15 protein-coding genes and 2 pseudogenes are annotated in these 17,076 nt (G+C 62.1%); 8 read left to right on the forward strand and 9 right to left on the reverse strand.

What is annotated here, in order from left to right:
• Positions 1–158 precede the first annotated feature (158 nt).
• From J3P88_RS18465 to J3P88_RS18485, 5 genes are all read left to right on the forward strand, one after another.
• The gene (locus J3P88_RS18465) at positions 159–524 is read left to right on the forward strand and encodes a cupin domain-containing protein (RefSeq protein ID WP_046065473.1); all 366 of its coding nucleotides are present in this window, start codon (positions 159–161) and stop codon (positions 522–524) included.
• 51 nt (positions 525–575) lie between these two features.
• Positions 576–1,235, forward strand: coding sequence for a helix-turn-helix transcriptional regulator (locus J3P88_RS18470; RefSeq protein ID WP_186707405.1), 660 nt, complete (start codon positions 576–578; stop codon positions 1,233–1,235).
• Between the two features lie 78 nt (positions 1,236–1,313).
• Positions 1,314–2,135 (forward strand): molybdenum cofactor biosynthesis F family protein, encoded by an 822-nt coding sequence (locus J3P88_RS18475; protein ID WP_434570832.1) that lies wholly within the window; start codon positions 1,314–1,316, stop codon positions 2,133–2,135.
• Entirely contained in the window at positions 2,128–2,928 is an 801-nt protein-coding gene (locus tag J3P88_RS18480) for an SDR family NAD(P)-dependent oxidoreductase (RefSeq protein ID WP_434570834.1), read from the forward strand. The genes J3P88_RS18475 and J3P88_RS18480 overlap by 8 nt, the downstream gene beginning before the upstream one ends.
• On the forward strand, positions 2,921–3,688 hold the full coding sequence (locus tag J3P88_RS18485; RefSeq protein ID WP_434570836.1) for an SDR family oxidoreductase: 768 nt from the start codon (positions 2,921–2,923) through the stop codon (positions 3,686–3,688). The genes J3P88_RS18480 and J3P88_RS18485 overlap by 8 nt, the downstream gene beginning before the upstream one ends.
• A gap of 176 nt (positions 3,689–3,864) precedes the next feature.
• Here the strand turns inward: J3P88_RS18485 and feaR are convergent, their stop codons facing one another.
• From feaR to J3P88_RS18500, 3 genes are all read right to left on the reverse strand, one after another.
• A complete protein-coding gene (feaR, locus tag J3P88_RS18490; protein ID WP_186707401.1) occupies positions 3,865–4,827 on the reverse strand; it encodes a transcriptional regulator FeaR in 963 nt (320 codons plus the stop codon).
• Between the two features lie 123 nt (positions 4,828–4,950).
• A complete protein-coding gene (locus J3P88_RS18495) occupies positions 4,951–5,571 on the reverse strand; it encodes a DUF3156 family protein (protein ID WP_434570838.1) in 621 nt (206 codons plus the stop codon).
• Complete coding sequence (locus J3P88_RS18500; protein ID WP_434570840.1) at positions 5,516–7,015, reverse strand: APC family permease; 1,500 nt, start codon at positions 7,013–7,015, stop codon at positions 5,516–5,518. The genes J3P88_RS18495 and J3P88_RS18500 overlap by 56 nt, the downstream gene beginning before the upstream one ends.
• 292 nt (positions 7,016–7,307) lie before the next feature.
• Between J3P88_RS18500 and J3P88_RS18505 the strand changes: the two genes are divergently transcribed.
• Entirely contained in the window at positions 7,308–8,636 is a 1,329-nt protein-coding gene (locus tag J3P88_RS18505; RefSeq protein ID WP_434570842.1) for an alginate export family protein, read from the forward strand.
• 104 nt (positions 8,637–8,740) lie between these two features.
• Here the strand turns inward: J3P88_RS18505 and J3P88_RS18510 are convergent.
• Positions 8,741–8,929, reverse strand: a pseudogene (locus J3P88_RS18510) (methyl-accepting chemotaxis protein); the annotation flags it as partial.
• 105 nt (positions 8,930–9,034) lie between these two features.
• Positions 9,035–9,697 (reverse strand): annotated as a pseudogene (locus J3P88_RS18515) (PAS domain-containing protein); the annotation flags it as partial.
• A gap of 208 nt (positions 9,698–9,905) precedes the next feature.
• Here J3P88_RS18515 and J3P88_RS18520 point away from each other — a divergent pair.
• On the forward strand, positions 9,906–11,393 hold the full coding sequence (locus tag J3P88_RS18520; RefSeq protein ID WP_434570844.1) for an aldehyde dehydrogenase family protein: 1,488 nt from the start codon (positions 9,906–9,908) through the stop codon (positions 11,391–11,393).
• Positions 11,394–11,845: 452 nt separating this feature from the next.
• Here J3P88_RS18520 and J3P88_RS18525 read toward each other — a convergent pair whose 3' ends face one another.
• Both J3P88_RS18525 and J3P88_RS18530 read right to left on the reverse strand, forming a co-directional pair.
• Entirely contained in the window at positions 11,846–12,784 is a 939-nt protein-coding gene (locus tag J3P88_RS18525; RefSeq protein WP_434570846.1) for an ABC transporter substrate-binding protein, read from the reverse strand.
• 273 nt (positions 12,785–13,057) lie between these two features.
• Positions 13,058–14,014 (reverse strand): threonine dehydratase, encoded by a 957-nt coding sequence (locus J3P88_RS18530; RefSeq protein ID WP_434570847.1) that lies wholly within the window; start codon positions 14,012–14,014, stop codon positions 13,058–13,060.
• 93 nt (positions 14,015–14,107) lie between these two features.
• Between J3P88_RS18530 and J3P88_RS18535 the strand changes: the two genes are divergently transcribed.
• Positions 14,108–14,911, forward strand: coding sequence for a helix-turn-helix transcriptional regulator (locus J3P88_RS18535; protein ID WP_186707393.1), 804 nt, complete (start codon positions 14,108–14,110; stop codon positions 14,909–14,911).
• Positions 14,912–15,142: 231 nt separating this feature from the next.
• On the opposite strand, the gene J3P88_RS18540 is transcribed toward J3P88_RS18535, so the two are convergent.
• Positions 15,143–15,907 carry an SDR family NAD(P)-dependent oxidoreductase gene (locus J3P88_RS18540; RefSeq protein WP_434570850.1) on the reverse strand — a complete coding sequence of 255 codons (765 nt, stop codon included), beginning with the start codon at positions 15,905–15,907 and terminating at the stop codon, positions 15,143–15,145.
• A gap of 389 nt (positions 15,908–16,296) precedes the next feature.
• Complete coding sequence (locus J3P88_RS18545) at positions 16,297–16,893, reverse strand: TetR family transcriptional regulator (RefSeq protein WP_186707381.1); 597 nt, start codon at positions 16,891–16,893, stop codon at positions 16,297–16,299.
• Positions 16,894–17,076 lie beyond the last annotated feature (183 nt).

Genomic DNA, 17,076 nt, shown 5'->3' on the forward strand with positions numbered 1-17,076 from the left:
GGGAGCGGGCTTGCTCGCGAAAGCGGTGGGTCAAGCAGCATTGATGTCGACTGGTACGCCGTCTTCGCGAGCAAGCCCGCTCCCACAGATTCAGTGGTTTCACTGACCGGAACTAGACATACATACCCTCTGCTTTTCACTCATCAGGAGTCACTGCCATGCCCCTTATCACCCTCGAAAAAGACATCCAGCTGTCCGACCTGGACGCCTGGGGCACCGTCGCCGATCTCGGCTCGCAGATTCTCGAAGGCGAGGTCAAGGCCTTCGGCAAGATGACCTTCGGCGCCCCCACCGACCCGGTCAGCAGCGCCTACTTCGGCACCACCCAAGGCAAGTTCCGGATGGTCTACCCGTTCGCCGAACAAGCCACCGTGGTCACCGGTGAAGTGGTCCTCACCGACGAGGCCACCGGCCAGAGCACCCGCTACAAGGCCGGCGACAGCTGGTTCGTGACCAAGGGCACGCCGGTGCTGTGGGAAGTGGTCAGCGAAAGTTTCGTCAAGCACTACTTCGCGGTAGCCTGACCGGACAGGGCTGCCGGCCCCACCGGCAGCCCACTTGCGAAGGTTGCGACCATGAACGTCATCCCGACCCAGGACATCGCCGGCCAGTGCCTGCACGCCTTCACCCAACTGGTCCCGGTCAGCCGGGCGGCGTTCTACTGCGTGGATCGGCACCTGCAGGTCCATGACTTCAGCCTCCATGGGATGAGCGGCGAGATGCACCGCGACTACCTGGACAACTACCGACAGTTCGACCCGCTGCACCCGCGCCGCTGTGCGCCCAGCGAACTGGCCGTGGTGCCGTTGGGCCTGGCGATGGCCCGCCAACCGCTGCGGGACAACCATCGTTATCGCGACTTCCTGCAACGCTACGGTGTGGTCGATGTGGTGGAAGTCTTTGCCCATCGCGACGGTCAGCCGCAAGCGGCTATTTCGTTACTGCGCACCGCAGAGCAAGGCATCTTCACCCCTCAGCAGTTGAGCCAACTCAGCGCGTTGCAGGCCTTGCTGCAACTGGCCGTGGCCCATTTGCCGGCTCATGAGGACGCGCTGGCCGACCTGACACCCAAGGAGCGCCAGATCGCCTGGCTGCTGCGCCAAGGCGTCAGCAACAAACAATTGGCCCGGGAACTGGAGGTGGGTTTGCCGACCATCAAGACTCACCTGATCCACCTCTTCCGCAAAGTCGGCGTGAGCAGCCGCACCGAGTTGGTCAGCGCGCTGTTCCTCTGATCAACCATTCGGTTGATAGGCCGCCGTTGCCCGGCGCCTCATGATCCGAGTGGTCAATTCAACCACCGGAGCCTTGCAATGAGCACATCTTCAGACTGGATCACCGTCGGCGCCCTGGCCGATGGCTTTGCCCCCGAAGCCTTCATCCTGCCCAACCTGGCCGACCTGGACGGCAAGACCTTCACCCTGCATTTCGCCAATGGCTGGCAGATCGAGCATCGCTTCGAGCAGGACACCCTGACCTGGAACGCCGCCGATGGGCACTCCAGCGGCACCGCGCCCTACCGGGCCACTTCGGTGCGCCCGGGCCTGTACCTGGTGGACTTCATCAAGCGCGAAGGCGAGCTGACGTCGTCGATAAGCCTGGTGCTCGATACCGCCAACGCCGCGTTCACCGCCGTGATCGGCCGCATGCCCAGCCAGGAACAGACCGGCGAAGGCCTCTACCACCGCGCATTGGCCGGCAAGCCACTGACCTCGGTTCAAGCGCAGTTCCTCCACGGCAGCCTCGACCGTCCCTGGCAGCCTGGCCTGTGTCCGCACGCGCCGACCACCGAACTGGTGGGGCTGCGCAACCTGTATCGCTACAGCCCGAGCGAAGTCTACGAACACATTTACCTCAACGACCAGTTCTACTCCTGGCAGTGCCTGAAGGGCGTTGAACAAGGCCTGTGCGACACCGATCGCTGCGACACCTACAAGATCGCCGACCAGTTGTACCTCTTCGTCTGGCGGGAAAAGATCATCCCGACCCTGGGCCTGGTACTGATCGACCTGCAACAGCACCGCAGCGACGGCAAGATCTTCGGTTACGCCGGCGCGGCGTTCGATGAGCTTTCCAATTTCCCGGTCAGTTCCTACTGCCAAGTGCTCAATCAGACGGAGTATCCCGATGCCTGACTCACGCACCGTGGTGATCACCGGTGCCGGCACCGGCATCGGCGCCGCTTGCGCCCGGCTGTATGCCGGCGAAGGCGCCAACCTGGTGCTGATCGGCCGCCGCCGCGAACCCCTGGAAGCACTCGCCGAGGACATCGGTGGCTTGGTGTTGGTGGGCGATGCGGCCTGCCCGAGCACCTGGGACAGCTTCATCGAGCAGATTCACGCGCGTTACGGCCGACTCGACGTGTTGCTGGCCTGTGCCGGCGGCTTGGGCATGGGCAGCGCCACCGAGACTCAGCCATCGGCCTGGGAAGCCGCCCTGCGCAGCAATCTCGACAGCGCTTTCTACAGCGCCCGGGCGTGCCTGCCTCTGTTGCAGGAAAGCGCCGGCAACATCGTGCTGATCGCCTCCATCGCGTCATTGGCGGCAGGCCCCCACGTGTGCGGCTACACCACCGCCAAGCATGCGTTGCTCGGCCTCAACCGCTCTCTGGCAAGGGATTACGGGCCTCACGGCGTACGGGTCAATGCGGTCTGCCCAGGCTGGGTGCGCACCCCCATGGCCGATGAAGAAATGCAGGCATTGATGCAGTTCCATGGCGAAACGTTGCAGCAGGCCTACGACCGGGTCTGCGCCGACGTGCCGTTGCGCAGGCCGGCCAGCGCGGAGGAAATCGCCATTGTCTGCCGTTTCCTGGCCTCGCCTGATGCGTCGATCATCACCGGGGCGACGCTGGTGGCCGATGGCGGCTCCAGCATCGTCGACGTGCCGACCCTGGCCTTCAGCCGGATGGAGGCCCGCGATGCCTGACGATCTGGATTTCAGCGGCCAGACCGTACTGGTCACGGGCGGCGCACAAGGTATTGGCCGGGCCATCGTTGAAGCGTTTGCCCTGCGCGGAGCCCGCGTGGTGATTGCCGACCTGGGCCTGGCCCGGGCCGAAGCAGTGGCCGGCGAATTGACCGCCGTGGGCTGTCAGGTGCAAGCGGTGGCGGTTGACCTGGCCGACGCGACGGCGATCTTCGACATGATGTCTGCGCTGGAACAACGCTTGGGGCGGCTGGATACCTTGGTGCACAACGCCGGGTATTTTCCGCTGACGCCGTTCGCCGAGATCACCCCGGCGATACTGCAACGAACGCTGGCGGTGAACCTGTCGGCGCTGTTCTGGCTGACCCAGGCCGCATTGCCGATGTTCCGGCGCCAGGGCCGGGGCTGCGTGCTGGTGACCTCCTCGGTCACCGGCCCGCGGGTGGCGTATCCGGGGCTCAGCCACTACGCGGCCTCCAAGGCCGGGGTCAATGGTTTCATTCGCAACGCCGCGCTGGAACTGGCGGCCGAGAATGTCCGCGTCAACGGGGTTGAACCGGGCATGATCGCCACACCGGCCATGGCCAACCTGGGCGACGACGAGGTCAACCAGGACATCGCCCGCCGAGTACCGCTGGGTCGTTTGGGCCAACCGAGCGACATCGCCGGGGCCATGTTGTTCCTGGCGTCGAGCCTGGCTGGCTATGTGACTGGGCAGACGTTGGTGGTGGATGGGGGTTCGACTTTGCCGGAGGTTTGAACCTATGGGAGCGGTACCTAGCTGAGGTGGTGAATGTACCGCCGCCTTCGCGAGCAAGCCCGCTCCCACACTTTCCAATGTCATTCACAAATCCTGCTCATCACAACCCCCTTTGTGGGAGCGGGCTTGCTCGCGAAAGCGGTGGGTCAGACTGCAAAGCCATTGGATATATCCACTCAAGCCACCCCCTGCCCCACCTGCAAACGACTGGAACGAAACGCCTTGGGCGACTGCTCGAACTGCTTCTTGAACGAACGGCTGAAATGCGCCGAATCGGTGAAGCCCCACTTGTAGGCGATCGAGGTAATGGACTCGTCCCGCAGGAACGGGTTGATCAGGTCATCGGCGCTGCGCTTGAGCCGGGCTCGCTGGATGTAGCGACACACGCTGTCATCCTGTTCTTCGAACAAACGATACAGATGCCGCACCGAAATATTCAGCCGATTGGCCAGGCCCACGGGGCTGAGGCCTGGCTGGGTAAGTGATTCGTCGATGACCTTCTGGACATAGCTGCGCAAATGGCTGCCCTGCAACGCCACCCCTTCGTCACGACCATCGCTACCCTGTTCCAGGGCCGAGCCCAACAGAGAAACGAAGGCACTGTGCAAGGCTTCACCCTCGCCCGCCGCGCCCTCGCCGTCCGGTGTGTCCTTGCACAGTTGATCCATCAATACATGCAGCATCCGCCCACACGCCTTGCTGGACGAAACCTTGCCAAAGGTCTTGGTTTCCCCGCCCAGTTGCCGCGACACGTCCTGGCGAGACAAGGACAGCACCGCGTGCTCGATCAGGCCGAACGGGGTGATCTCAAGCGCGCCTGCCGAATCCATCAACAACAATTCACCGGGCGCCAACTGGATGCTCCGGCCGTTCTGGGTAATGCGGCAGTAACCGCTGCGCTGGCTGACCAGGAGGCAATCCTGGTCATCATCATGATCGGCGTTGGGGGAGTGACGCTTGATGTTACCGGCATTGGTCCGCAGGTTGGCGAGGGCAAGGCCTCCCCGATGAAAATTCGACACTTCACCAATGAACAGCGCGCGATTGAAGGCCAGCTCGGTATCGAAGTGGCCGCAAGTCGCCCGCAGATCCCGGTTCCAGGTGTCCAGACCGTCCTGCCCAACCTGTTGCATGCTCATGGCATTCTCCGCAGTGGCTTTTTGTTTTTGTGCGGCAATAGTTAACATGTTATCTATATGCACGCAACAAGTACCTGATCGCCAGAGCAGTAGCAGGAATAATGCCAGGACAGCACAACAGAATCAGAGCGTTGCCAATACCCGCTGCAGGCCGCTCAAGGTCGCCAGCAGGACGCCGCGCTGCTCGCGGCTCAACGGGATATAACGACGAAAGGCCGGCATGCGATTGACCACTTCGCTACCGCCCATGTGTTCCAGGCGCACGCACCACTGGCGGCCCTGCAGATCGATGCGCAGCCGCTTGAAATCCAGCGGCATGAGGGCCTGATACAACACGCGGTCCTTCTCCACGGCCGCCTGCACCCTGGCCGCCAGGTCACTGCGCCCGTCTCGCTGCCGACAACGAATGCCGCTGCGCCGGACAGCCCCGCCGTGGTGCAACTCCAGGCGCGCCGTGCCCTCTCGGGAAGCAGGCACGCGTAGCACGAATTCGGTCATCACCAGGTGCATCAACAACTGCGATTCGGTGCGCTCGACAACTTCCAACTGCAAGCTGCCGTCGTCGGTGACTGCCGTGGCGACGGTCGGGCCTGTGACCTCGAATCGCGCCAATGCGAGGTTGCGCCGCACATGTTCCAAGGTCACCCCGGGCCGATAACCGGCCGGGGCGCGCTGGGCGCTGAATACCTCAGACAGCTTTTGCAGCAGGGTCGACAAACTCGCCCGCAGGTTGCCCTGGCTCATGGGAAAACTCCTTGGCCAGTACGTCTTCCACCAACGCTGGCTTGAATGGATTGACCTTCTGCACCACCAGGGTCCAGAACAAGGCGTACGCCGCGGTGCCGCCGAGCATCACCGCGAAGGGCACGTAGATGTCCGCCGGATTCATGCCGGGCGGTGTGATGAACCACATGCCCAGCAGAATGCCGACACTGGACAGGATCTGCGGCAACGGGAACCACGGTGAGCGATAGGCCCGCGGCAGATCGGGGCGACGAATCCGCAGGCTGACCACCGACACGGTCACCAGCAGGTAGGCAAAACTCCAGGCGCACACCGCCGCCAACACCAGGTGCATGATGTTGTCGGGATTGCCGCCCAGCCACCACGCATGCAGGCAAGGAATCAGCATCGCCACCAAGATGCACAGCAACGGCGTCTTGAAGCGAGGATGCAAATAAGTGAAGACCTTCGGCAATGCGCCGTCCACCGCCATGCCGTAGAGAATCCGTGGCACGCCGGCCATCAGGGTGTTGATGGTCGCCGCACCGGCGAACAGAAAGCCGATGCCCAGCCACATCGGGCCGATATCGCCCATGACCTGTTCGGCGAACCGCGGAATCGCCATGGGGGTGTCCAGCAGATGCACGCCGCTGGTGGCATCGAGCAGCACGTTTTCCACCTGGCGCTTCATCGCCGCACCGTAGATGAACATGCAGGTGGCGACGCTGAACAAGCCCAGCATCATGGCCCGGGGCATGGTCCGGGCGGAATTGCGCAGGTCCGGTGCCAGGGGCGTGACGAATTCGCAGCCGACGAACATGAACATGGCCATGCCCACCAACGACAACACCGTGACCAGATCGGTGCCCACCACGGAGGCGCCAAACCAGCCCTCCAGCTCCACCGCCGGCGCGGCGATCAGGCCCAACACGCCGAACACCATCAGGGTGGTCCACATGCCGAATGTCAGGATGATCTCCGCCCGGCCAAAGGCGCTGACGCCGAACGCATTGAGCACCCCAAACACCACCACGAAGCCCACGCCCAGCAACCAGGAACCGCCCGCCGATTCGGCCAGGGTGTTGAGGTGCTCGAAGTTCACCAGGGCCATGACCCCGGCCAGGATGGTCTCGGCGGTGCCGGCGAACACATGGACAATCAGATAGGCCGACAAGGTGCCGGTAATCGCGAAGAAACGGCCCATGCCACAGTTGATGTAGTCATAGACCGAGCCGGTGGTGGGAAGAATCGACGCGGCCTCGGCGAACGTCGTCGCCTGGGCCAGCATCATCACCACGGCGATCAGCATCGCCATGGCAAAGGCGCTGCCGCCGATGCCAAAGCCCATGGTCGCGGTGAGAATCACGGGGCTTGCCATGATCAGGCCAATGGTGCTGGCCAACGCGGTGGGAAAACCCACCGAACCCCGGTTCAAGTGCTCGGTGAGCCTGTCATTGATCGACATGGTGCAAGGTCCTCGAAAGCGCATTTTTAGTATGGATGCCACAGCCGTCCAGGACCCGGCGATCATGCCTTCCCCAACCGGTCCCTGATCGAAACGGCGTTGCGTGCAGCCTTACTCTGCGCCGCCCCGCCCCAGGCGTCTTGCCCATGTCTGCCGGTGGTTTTGTTGCTGCCTGCCAACACCGCCACGCTGGCGGCCTGGGTCAACTCCTTGGCAGGCAGGTGAAAGACTTCCCCGGGGGCCGCTCCCTTTAATGCGCGCTCTGCTGTCCTATCACACTGGGGAATCCACCATGGAGCACACACGCCGTACACCTTTGCTGCGCAACGCCATCGGTTTGGGCATCGCCCTGCTGGTCGCCGACTCATCGGCCCAGGCCTATGAGCTTTACGCCGACGAAGACACTACCGTCACCGGTAACTTCCTGGCGGTCTACGGGCTGTTCAACAGCCGCAAGAACTATGACGGCACCACCGGTGGTTCGAGCTGGCGCGAAGGTTTCATCAAGTATGGCCTGAGTATCGACCAGACACTTGGCAGCCTGGGCAGTGTCTACGGGACGGCCAATCTGGTCAGCTCCGGCACTTGGGGCGATGGCGATGCGGCCGGCCTGAGCGACGGTTCCGAACGCACCACCAAGTTCGACGAAGCCTTTGCCGGCTGGCGCTCGGGGGACTTGTTCCCGGCATTGGGCAAGGACGGTGTCGATCTGTCCTACGGCCGCCAAGTGATTACCCTCGGCGACGGTTTCATCATCAATGACGATGGCCTGAACCTGGGCAAAGGCGTGGCCGATGGCGAACTCAACCGTGGCGGCGCCTATTACCTGGCGGCCCGGCATGCCTTCGACGAAACCGCCGTCGTGCGCCTGGGCGGCAAGGACGGCGTGCATGGCAGCCTGATGTGGATCAAGTCCGACAACCGCGCCCAGGCCAACACTGAAATGGCCGCCGGCACCCTGGAATACACCGCCGCACCAGGCACCCTGGGACTGACCTATATCCATGGCCTCGATGTCGACGACCGCTACGCCAGCGATTTCCAGAAGCAACGCGACGGCATGGACATCTACAGCCTGCGTGGCGCCGGCAATGCCGGCATCGAAAATGCTCATTTCTCTTTCGAGTATGCCTGGCAGGACAAGGACGCGGGCCCGGAGAAGGCCTGGTACGCCGAAGCCGGCTACACCTTCGCCGACCTGCCCTGGACGCCGGACCTGACCTATCGCTACAGCCGCTATTCCAAGGATTGGGACTCGATGTTCAACGGCCAGAACCGTGGCTACGGCACCTGGTTCCAGGGTGAAGTGGCGGGCAACTACGCCGGGCCCTTCAACAGCAACACCGCCATCCAGCACGTCGGCCTCAAGCTCAAGCCGGCGGAAAACGTGACCCTTGGCGCGCTGTTCTTCGACTACCAGACCCTGCACAGCCGCCAAGCGCCGAACCTCGATGCCCGGGAGCTGGACCTGTACGTGGAATGGGCGGTGAATGAACATCTGATCGTCACGCCGCTGGTGGGTTTGTACACGCCTGAGAAGGATGCGGACAACGGGGGCAATCAGGTGGGCGGCAACGGCACCAACGTCTACAGCCAGTTGGTGGTGGCGGTTCCGTTCTAGACGACCGACCTTAGGAGCTGCCGAAGATGCGATCTTTTGATCTTTCGCTTGAGATTCAAGTGTCTGGGGAAAGATCGCAGCCTCGTTGCACTCGTCAGCTCCTACTGCAACATGGTCTGGATCTGATGGGTTGCCTGCCGGGTGCTTTGCGCCAGCTTGCGCACCTCATCGGCCACCACCGAGAAACCGCGCCCGACATCTCCGGCCCTGGCCGCTTCGATCGCGGCGTTCAAGGCGAGCAGATTGGTCTGGTCGGCAATGCCCTTGATCACCCCCACCACCGTGGCAATCTGGGCGTAGGTCACCTGGTTCTGTTCCAGCATGCGCTGGTGGGTGGACTGGGCCGAGCGCTCATCGCTGATATCACGCACCGCACCGATGACCCGCACCAGTTGCCCATGGGGGTCACGTACCGCCCGACCGCGTTCGCGGCACCAGATGTAGTCCCGGCTCTTGTGGCGCATGCGGTATTCGAAGACGTATTCGCCGCTGCCCTGGGAACCGAGAATCTCGCGGTCGAAAATGGCCATGATCTTCGGCAGGTCATCCGGGTGGGTGATGCCGACCTGGGCATCCCAGCCATCGGGCAGGTCGCCAGGACCGTACCCCAGCAGCGCACGGAACTGACTGGAAAAACGCATGCCACTGGCCGGGTGCTGGAGATCGCCGTCGACCACGGTAATGTCCCAGCAGCCTTCCGTCAGGGTCGACTGCAGCAGTTCCCAGATCTGCGCGTCCTGGCGATGTTGCTGTAGCTGCTGGTTGTATTCGCCCAAACGATGTTCAAGCACCTGCTCACGCTCGCGGGCTTGCTCCAGTTGCTGGCGAGCCAGGTGCAACTCATGCTCGCTTTGCTGCCGGCGCAAGGTTTGCGCTTGCACTTGTGCCTCGGCCTGGTGCAACCGCGCGGCGACGCTCGCCATTTGCCCCGCATACTGTTCAAGGACCGTCCGCAGTGGCGGATACGCATCGAGCATCGGCGTGGCCTGCCTTTCACCGGCCAGCACACGCTGCACCTGGGCAATCAACGCCAATTTCTGTTTGTTGGTCTGGAGAAACATCGCCCGCCCCTTTGCCCATCAAGTCAAAACCGAATCTGATCGCAAACCGGCCAGGCTGGCTTGTCCCTGGCTGCACAGGACCTTGCTCCTGGCTGCCAATCGCTCGGGCTGGCAGCCACAGACATACCGCGCGGCAGGCACAGTCAAGCCGGGCGGTGGCGCCGGGATTACCCTCGGGCTTTCCCTTGTTCGCGATCAGGAAACCCTCATGAGCGATATTGCCCTGCTGCCTCAGGTCGAAGCCTTCCTCGCTAGACATCACGCCCTGTTCATCGACGGTGGCTACGTCGAAAGCCAGAGCCGCCAGACGTTGGACGTCGTCAACCCCGCCACCGGCCAAGTCATCGCCCAGGTCAGCGACGCCGCCCCCGGCGACATCGATGCGGCGGTGGATTCGTCCCGTCGCGGTTTCAAGCAATGGTCGCAAACCGCGCCAGCGGTTCGCGGCCATGTGCTGCTCAAGTTGGCGGACCTGTTGGAGCGCAACCGCGAAGAACTGGCGCAGATCGAAACCTGCCAGTCGGGGAAGATCATCCACATCTCCCGGGCCTTCGAAGTCGACCAGGCCGCGCACTTCCTGCGTTACTACGCCGGCTGGGCGACCAAGATCGGTGGCGAGACGATCACCCCCTCGTTGCCGTCCTTCGCTGGGGAACGCTACACCGCGTTCACCTTGCGTGAACCGGTCGGGGTGGTGGTCGGTATCGTACCGTGGAATTTTTCCACCATGATCGCCATCTGGAAACTGGCCTCGGCCCTGGTCACCGGCTGCAGCATCATCATCAAGCCCAGCGAGTTCACCCCGCTGACCATCCTGCGCATCGCTGAACTGGCCATGGAAGCCGGCCTGCCGGCCGGTGCCCTGAACGTATTGACCGGTGGCGGCCAGGTGGGCAAAGGACTGATCGAGCATCCTGGGACCAATAAGGTGTCATTCACCGGTTCCGTGCCCACCGGCCTGGCGGTGGGCCAGGCGGCCATGGGCGCCGGGCTGACCCGTGCGACCTTGGAACTGGGCGGGAAGAATGCCGCGGGGTTCCTGCGCGATATCGATCCCGAGGTGGCGGTCAACGGCATCATCGAGGCGGGCTTCCTGCATTCGGGACAAATCTGCGCGGCGGCGGAACGGTTCTTCGTCCATCGCTCGCAGATCGAGTCGATCATGGACAAACTGGCCCAGCGCTTGAGTAAGCTCACCATTGGCTCGCCCCTGGACGAACGCACCGAATTCGGCCCGGTGACCAACCGCCAGCACCAGCACAAACTCGGGGAGTTCTTCGCCAAGGCCCGCGCGCAGAACAACACCATCGTCCACGGCGGCAAGCTGATCGATGGGCCGGGTTGCTACGTCGAGCCGACCATCATCCTCGCCAACCGCCGCGACGACAGCCTGCTCAACGAAGAGACCTTCGGCCCGATCGCCACTTTTTTTCCTTACGACACTGAGGAAGAACTGCTGGAACTGATGAACGACACGCCCTACGGCCTCAGCGCCAGCCTCTGGACCAATGACCTGGGCAAGGCCCTGCGCATGGTTCCCGCCATCGAAGCCGGCACCGTATGGGTGAACATGCACACCCTGCTCGACCCGGCCGTGCCATTTGGCGGCAGCAAATCTTCCGGGATGGGCCGTGAATTTGGCAGTGCATTCATCGATGACTACACCGAACTGAAATCGGTGATGATCCGCTACTGAGCGGCAAAAGGGCTCTGGGACACTGACCCAGAGCCTCATTCACCACACATACATTGTGGGAGCTGAGCTTGCTCGCGATAGCGGTGGGTAGGCTTGCATTCATGTTGAAGGTGCCAACGCCATCGCGAGCAAGCTCGGCTCCCACAGGGTAATGGGCTTGCACAAATCCGGGGTTCACCACGAACCCCCTGTGGGAGCTGAGCTTGCTCGCGATAGCGGTGGGTAGGCTTGCATTCACGTTGAAGGTGCCAACGCCATCGCGAGCAAGCTCGGCTCCCACAGGGTAATGGGGTTGCACAAATCCGGGGTTCACCACGAACCCCCTGTGGGAGCTGAGCTTGCTCGCGATAGCGGACTGTCAGTCAATGATGATACCGACTGACCGAAAGCCTTCGCGAGCAAGTCCGCTCCCACGGGGCCTGCGGGTGAGTCAGGAAACGTGTTCGCGCGAGTTATTCGCCCAAGGCCTGGTTGAAGGACGTGTCGATAATCCCGGCGGTGGTCAGCGGGGCCGGCAGCGCCTTGACCTTGAACAGGAAATCCGCCGTGCTTTGCAGGTCGGCGGCGGCCTGTCGGTCCACCGGGCCGATGCTCATGTGAGCCTGGCGCAACCAATGGCGCGAGACGTTCTGGTCGAGGTTGGCCTTTTTCGCCCACAGGTCCGCGTATGCGTCGGTGTGGGTGTCGACCCAGGCACGTGCCTGCTTCACCCGCCCGAGGAAGTCGGCAATGGCTTCGCGCTTGTTGTCGATGGCCGGTGTCGAAGCGGCAATGGCGCTGAGGCCGGGCATGAGGTTTTTCGCCGTCAGGATAGGCCGGGCGCCGGAGAACAGGATCTGCTGCGAGATGTAGGGTTCCCACACCGGAAAAGCATCAATGCTGCCCTGGGGCAAGGCCGCCGCCGCGTCGATAGGCATCAGCTTGATGAAGTCCACATGGTGCTCCGGCAGGCCGGCCTGTTCCAGGGCACGCAGGGTCAGTTGCTGGCTCCAGGCGCCTGGCCAATAGGCGACCTTCTTGCCCTTGAGGTCGGCGATGGTCTTGACCGGTGAGTCCTTGGGCACCAGCAGCGCGATGGTGTCCGGGTTCTGCCGCGAAACACCGATCAGTTTCACCGGAGCCTGTTTGGCAGCCAGGAACAGGAACCCCGAATCGCCGAGGAAACCCAGGTCCAGGTCGCCGGTATTCAGTGCCTCGGCCAGGGGCGCGGCGGCCTGGAAATGTTTCCAGTCGACGCGGTAGGGAGCGCCCTCAAGCACACCCGAAGCCTCCATCGAGGCCCGCACGTTGTAATAGTTCTGGTCGCCGACATGCAGGACCAACGGCTCGCTGGCCTGGGACAACGGTGCGGCGAACAATGTGCTGAGGAGCAGAGAACGGAAGAACTTCATGAAGGCATTCCTGAATGGATTTCATAGAACATAACGCTCTTATAATCCCCACTAGAAATTCTTTTAACGCATAAGCTCATCGCCACAAAGCAGCCAGTGTCCAGGGTGCAACAATGCCGCAACAGACTGTTGGTTGGGTAACATCTCCTTGAAGCCACATTTCCCAGGCGACCGCTTCGATTCTTCGGTCATGGGTATACCCTCCAAAGCTATATCAATAACCGTAAGAAATAATCGATCTAAGCTGAGTCCTGAAGTGCCCACCGCGCCGGCTCAACCGATCAACCTCGCATACACTGGCCGGTCGATATTCCCCCCGGTCAGAATCACCGCCACCTTTTTCCCCTGCATCGCTTCACGCTCCTGCATGAGCGCCGCCAAGGCCGCGGCGCCCGCGCCTTCGGCGAGGTTGTGGGTGTCGGTGTAATACACCCGCATGGCCTCGGCAATTTCAGCGTCGCTGACCGCTACGATCCGCGCCGCAGCGGCACCGTAGATGGCCAAGGCCTCGGGAATGGGTTTGCGCACGGCCAGTCCGTCGGCAAAGGTATTGGCCGAAGGGGTTTCGCAAAGTCTTCCCGTTTCAAAGGACGACTTCGCCGCGTCGGCCTCGGTGGACACGACGCCCACCACGCGGGTTTTCAGGCCCAAGGCATCGCGGGCGGCGATGACTGCGCAAATCCCCGATCCGCAGCCTATCGGCACGTAGACCGTATCCAGGTCCGGCACCGCCTGGAACAGCTCAAGCCCGTAGGTCGCCACACCCTTGACCAATTCGGGATGAAACGGCGGCACCAGGTAGAGTCCCTGGGCGTGGGCCAAGCGTAAGGCCTCTTCGCGGGCCTCATCGAAATCGCGGCCATACTCGACCACCTCGCCGCCAAAGCCACGCATGGCGTTGTTCTTCTCCACCGAGTTACCTTGCGGCACGACAATCAGCGCTTTCAAACCCAAGGCAGTGGCCGCCAGCGCCAGGCTCTGGCCGTGATTGCCGCGCGTCGCCGTGACGATGCCTTTTGCCTCCGGGTGTTCGCGCTTGAGCCAATGCACGAAGGTCAGGCCACCGCGCGCCTTGAAGGCCCCGGTCGGGGTGTGGTTTTCATGCTTGACCCACACGGTGCAACCCAACCGTTCAGCCAACAACGGCCAGGCGTATTGGGCAGTGGCGGGCATGAATTGATAGAGATGGCGGGCAGCCTGTTCAATGTCGTCGCGGGTCAGTGTGTGCATGGTGGGCCTCCAGGTTTTTGCCCAGTCTAATCAGCGCGCCATCGACGGGCTTTCAGAAAACTGACCTGACTTTCGGGCCCGCTCTTCACTACTATGCAGTCCATGAGCTCGCGAAACCGCCAACCGCCGCCCCCACCTGAACCGGTCCGTCGTATCGAGGCCGGTCCCTGGGCGATCGAATTGCTGCCCGGCTGCGCCTACGCCACTCGCTATGTCGCGGCCCAGTCAGCCATCGGCTTTGCTTTCGACAGCCAGCGTGGCCTGCACGCCATCGGCAGCGACCGGGTCCGGCCGTTTGACGCGTTGCCCAACGGCCTGGCATTCGTTCCCGTCGGATGCGACGTGTTTTCCGAATCTCCCGCTGGCGGTGAATACCTGCGAGTCGTGCGTACCGACGGTATGGCGTTACCGGGGACGCATGCATTCAACAATCGCATTGACCCGCAGGCCATCACCCTCGCATTGAGAATGCGCAGCGCGCTGTTGCGTGCCACCGCAGAGGACGATTGGGAAGCCTGGGCGCTCGGGTTGGCTGAACGCGTGATCGATCACAAAGCGTTTTCACCACGCCCTCAAGGCTCCATCACGGACAGCCGGATGCGCCTGCTCGACGACTTCATCGACGCCAGTCTCGACAGCCCGGTGGGGGTCCAGGCCATGGCGGGGCTGCTTGGCTTGTCCGAGGGTTATTTCATGCGGGCGTTCAAGCAGGCGACTGGCAAAAGCCCGCACAGCTACCTGATCGACCGGCGCCTCGCCAAGGCACGGGCGCTGATGCGTGACTCAACCGCCCGGCTGACCGACATCGCACACACCTGTGGCTTCAACTCCCAGGCGCACATGACCACGCTGTTCAAGCAACGCCTTGGCATCAGTCCGGCGCAGTTGCGCAGGTAGTTGTTCGGGTCTGATACACCGTTATCGCGAGCAGGCTCGCTCCCACAAAGGTCGGCGGTGGATTCCGATCCCTGGAACGCCTCGAAACCACTGTGGGAGCGGGCTTGCTCGCGAAGACGGCGTTACATCCAACATCTTCACCAACTGACCCACCGCTTTCGCGAGCAAGCCCGCTCCCACAAGGTGACCGCGTTCGCTTCAAGTCATGCGCGTGCGCAGCACGATGCCCGACTAACCAGCGGTAACAGTCATGCCGCCGTCCGCCATGACCACCGCACCGACCACAAAACTCGCACGGTCCGAGGCCAGGAACGCCACCACCTCGGCAATTTCCTGCGGCTGTGCAGCCCGACCGATGGGCGCAGCTTCACCGTGCCGGGCGAGGAACGCCGGACCGTCCTCGACCACGTCATTGAGGATGTTGGTGACCACATCGCCAACCCCGATGGCATTGACACGAATACCCTGCTCGATGACTTCCAGCGCCAAGGTGCGCGTCAGTTGCGCCAGGGCCCCCTTGGAGGCGGTGTAGGCGGCAATGGTCGGGAAGGCAAAATAGGACGCGTAGGAGGCAATGTTGACGATGGCCCCCGATTGGTTGGGCATCATCGCCTTGACCGCTTCGCGTGAGTGCAGAAAGGCGACGGTGGCGTTGACCGCCTGGATGCGTTCCCAGTCCTGGCGCGTCATGTCGATCACTAACTTGTTGATGATGATCCCGGCGTTGTTGACCAGGATGTCCAGCCGGCCGAACTGCTCGACGGCCAGGCCCACGGCGCGCTCGGCGGCGCCATCCGCGGTGATGTCGGCCTCCAGCGGCACCAGCCCCGGACGGGCCAGCTCATGGACGGCGGGGTTGATGTCTTCAGCCACCACCTTGGCGCCGCGGGCATGCAACAGCAATGCGACAGCCCTGCCGATGCCACTGGCAGCGCCGGTGACCAGCGCAACCTTGCCTTCGACTTCGTGGGGAATAGTGGGTTGGATATCGGTCATGATCGCTCTCCTGCGTGAGCGGGCAGACGAGACATTCGCCGGCCCGGCGCCCATGGGCGCTGTCGTTATCGACGGCTTCACTGTCTCGCATCGGCGGATGCCGGGCTTTCGCAGGCTTGCTGGGACTGTCGGGGTCTTGCGCGAATCTGTCCGTGAGGGCCAAAGCATTGCTCTAGCTGAACCATCGCCATCGCGAGCAAGCTCGCTCCCACAGGGGAGTGGCGGTGGATGAGCCTCTCGCAGGCGCCCCAAAAAATGTGGGAGCGAGCTTGCTCGCGATGACGGTCGCACCGTCAACATCATTTCATGAGCTGTTGATCCAGGCAGCGGCATTAGCGAACCAGATGCTGGACGCCAATCGCTGGCCTGTCGGGAATAATGGCGGCGGACTACAAAGACTCTGCGGTCTGGATGAGCGAATTGAGCACCAGCTTTATTTCAGTCGCTGGATCTTTATGCCCTTGCAATATCAAGCCTTCGGCCAAGGCCGTGAAGGTCTTCGCAAGCGCGGCATGTTCCAGCGGTGGTTTCTTGCCAGCATGGTTGAATATGACAGTAATCAACTTGCCCAAGGCCTCGCTGTTTTCCTCATGCAGGTCATAGTAATGCTGCGAGAACGCTTCATCACGCAGGGCAATCAATTGCAACTCGGCGTCGAGGATCGCACAGCGGGTATTGTTCTTCAGGGTGTCGATATAGGCGTTCAAGCCATGGCTCAACTGCTCCGACGAATACCCCGACGTCAGGGTCGTACTCAATCGATCGATTTCAACGCGCTTGAAGCGTTGAGTCAGTTGCAGGAGCAAGTCCGATTTACTGGAAAAATTGGAAAAGAAGGCGCCTTTGGAGAAGCCGGCCTCCTCGGCAATGACGTTGACGCTGGCGGCATGAAAGCCTTTGCTGATCATCAGCTCAGTAGCGGTGTCGAATAATTTGTCTCTTGTTATTTGCTGGCTCTCTTCTCGACCTAGTCTCTTTTTAATCACGCCCTCGGCTCCTTTGGCCAGTCAAAATATGCACCTGTATCTGAATGCGACGAAGCGATTACTCACTGTAGTGAACCCGTGTTCGCCATCATATCTTATACGCGCCTCATTCAATCATTTACATTTTAACTTTCAAGAAGTGCCATGTATGTGCCATGTAACCGGGACAGCCTGCCGTGATGC

The organism is Pseudomonas sp. Z3-6 (genome assembly GCF_051131985.1).
GTDB classification, from domain to species: Bacteria; Pseudomonadota; Gammaproteobacteria; order Pseudomonadales; family Pseudomonadaceae; genus Aquipseudomonas; species Aquipseudomonas zanjanensis.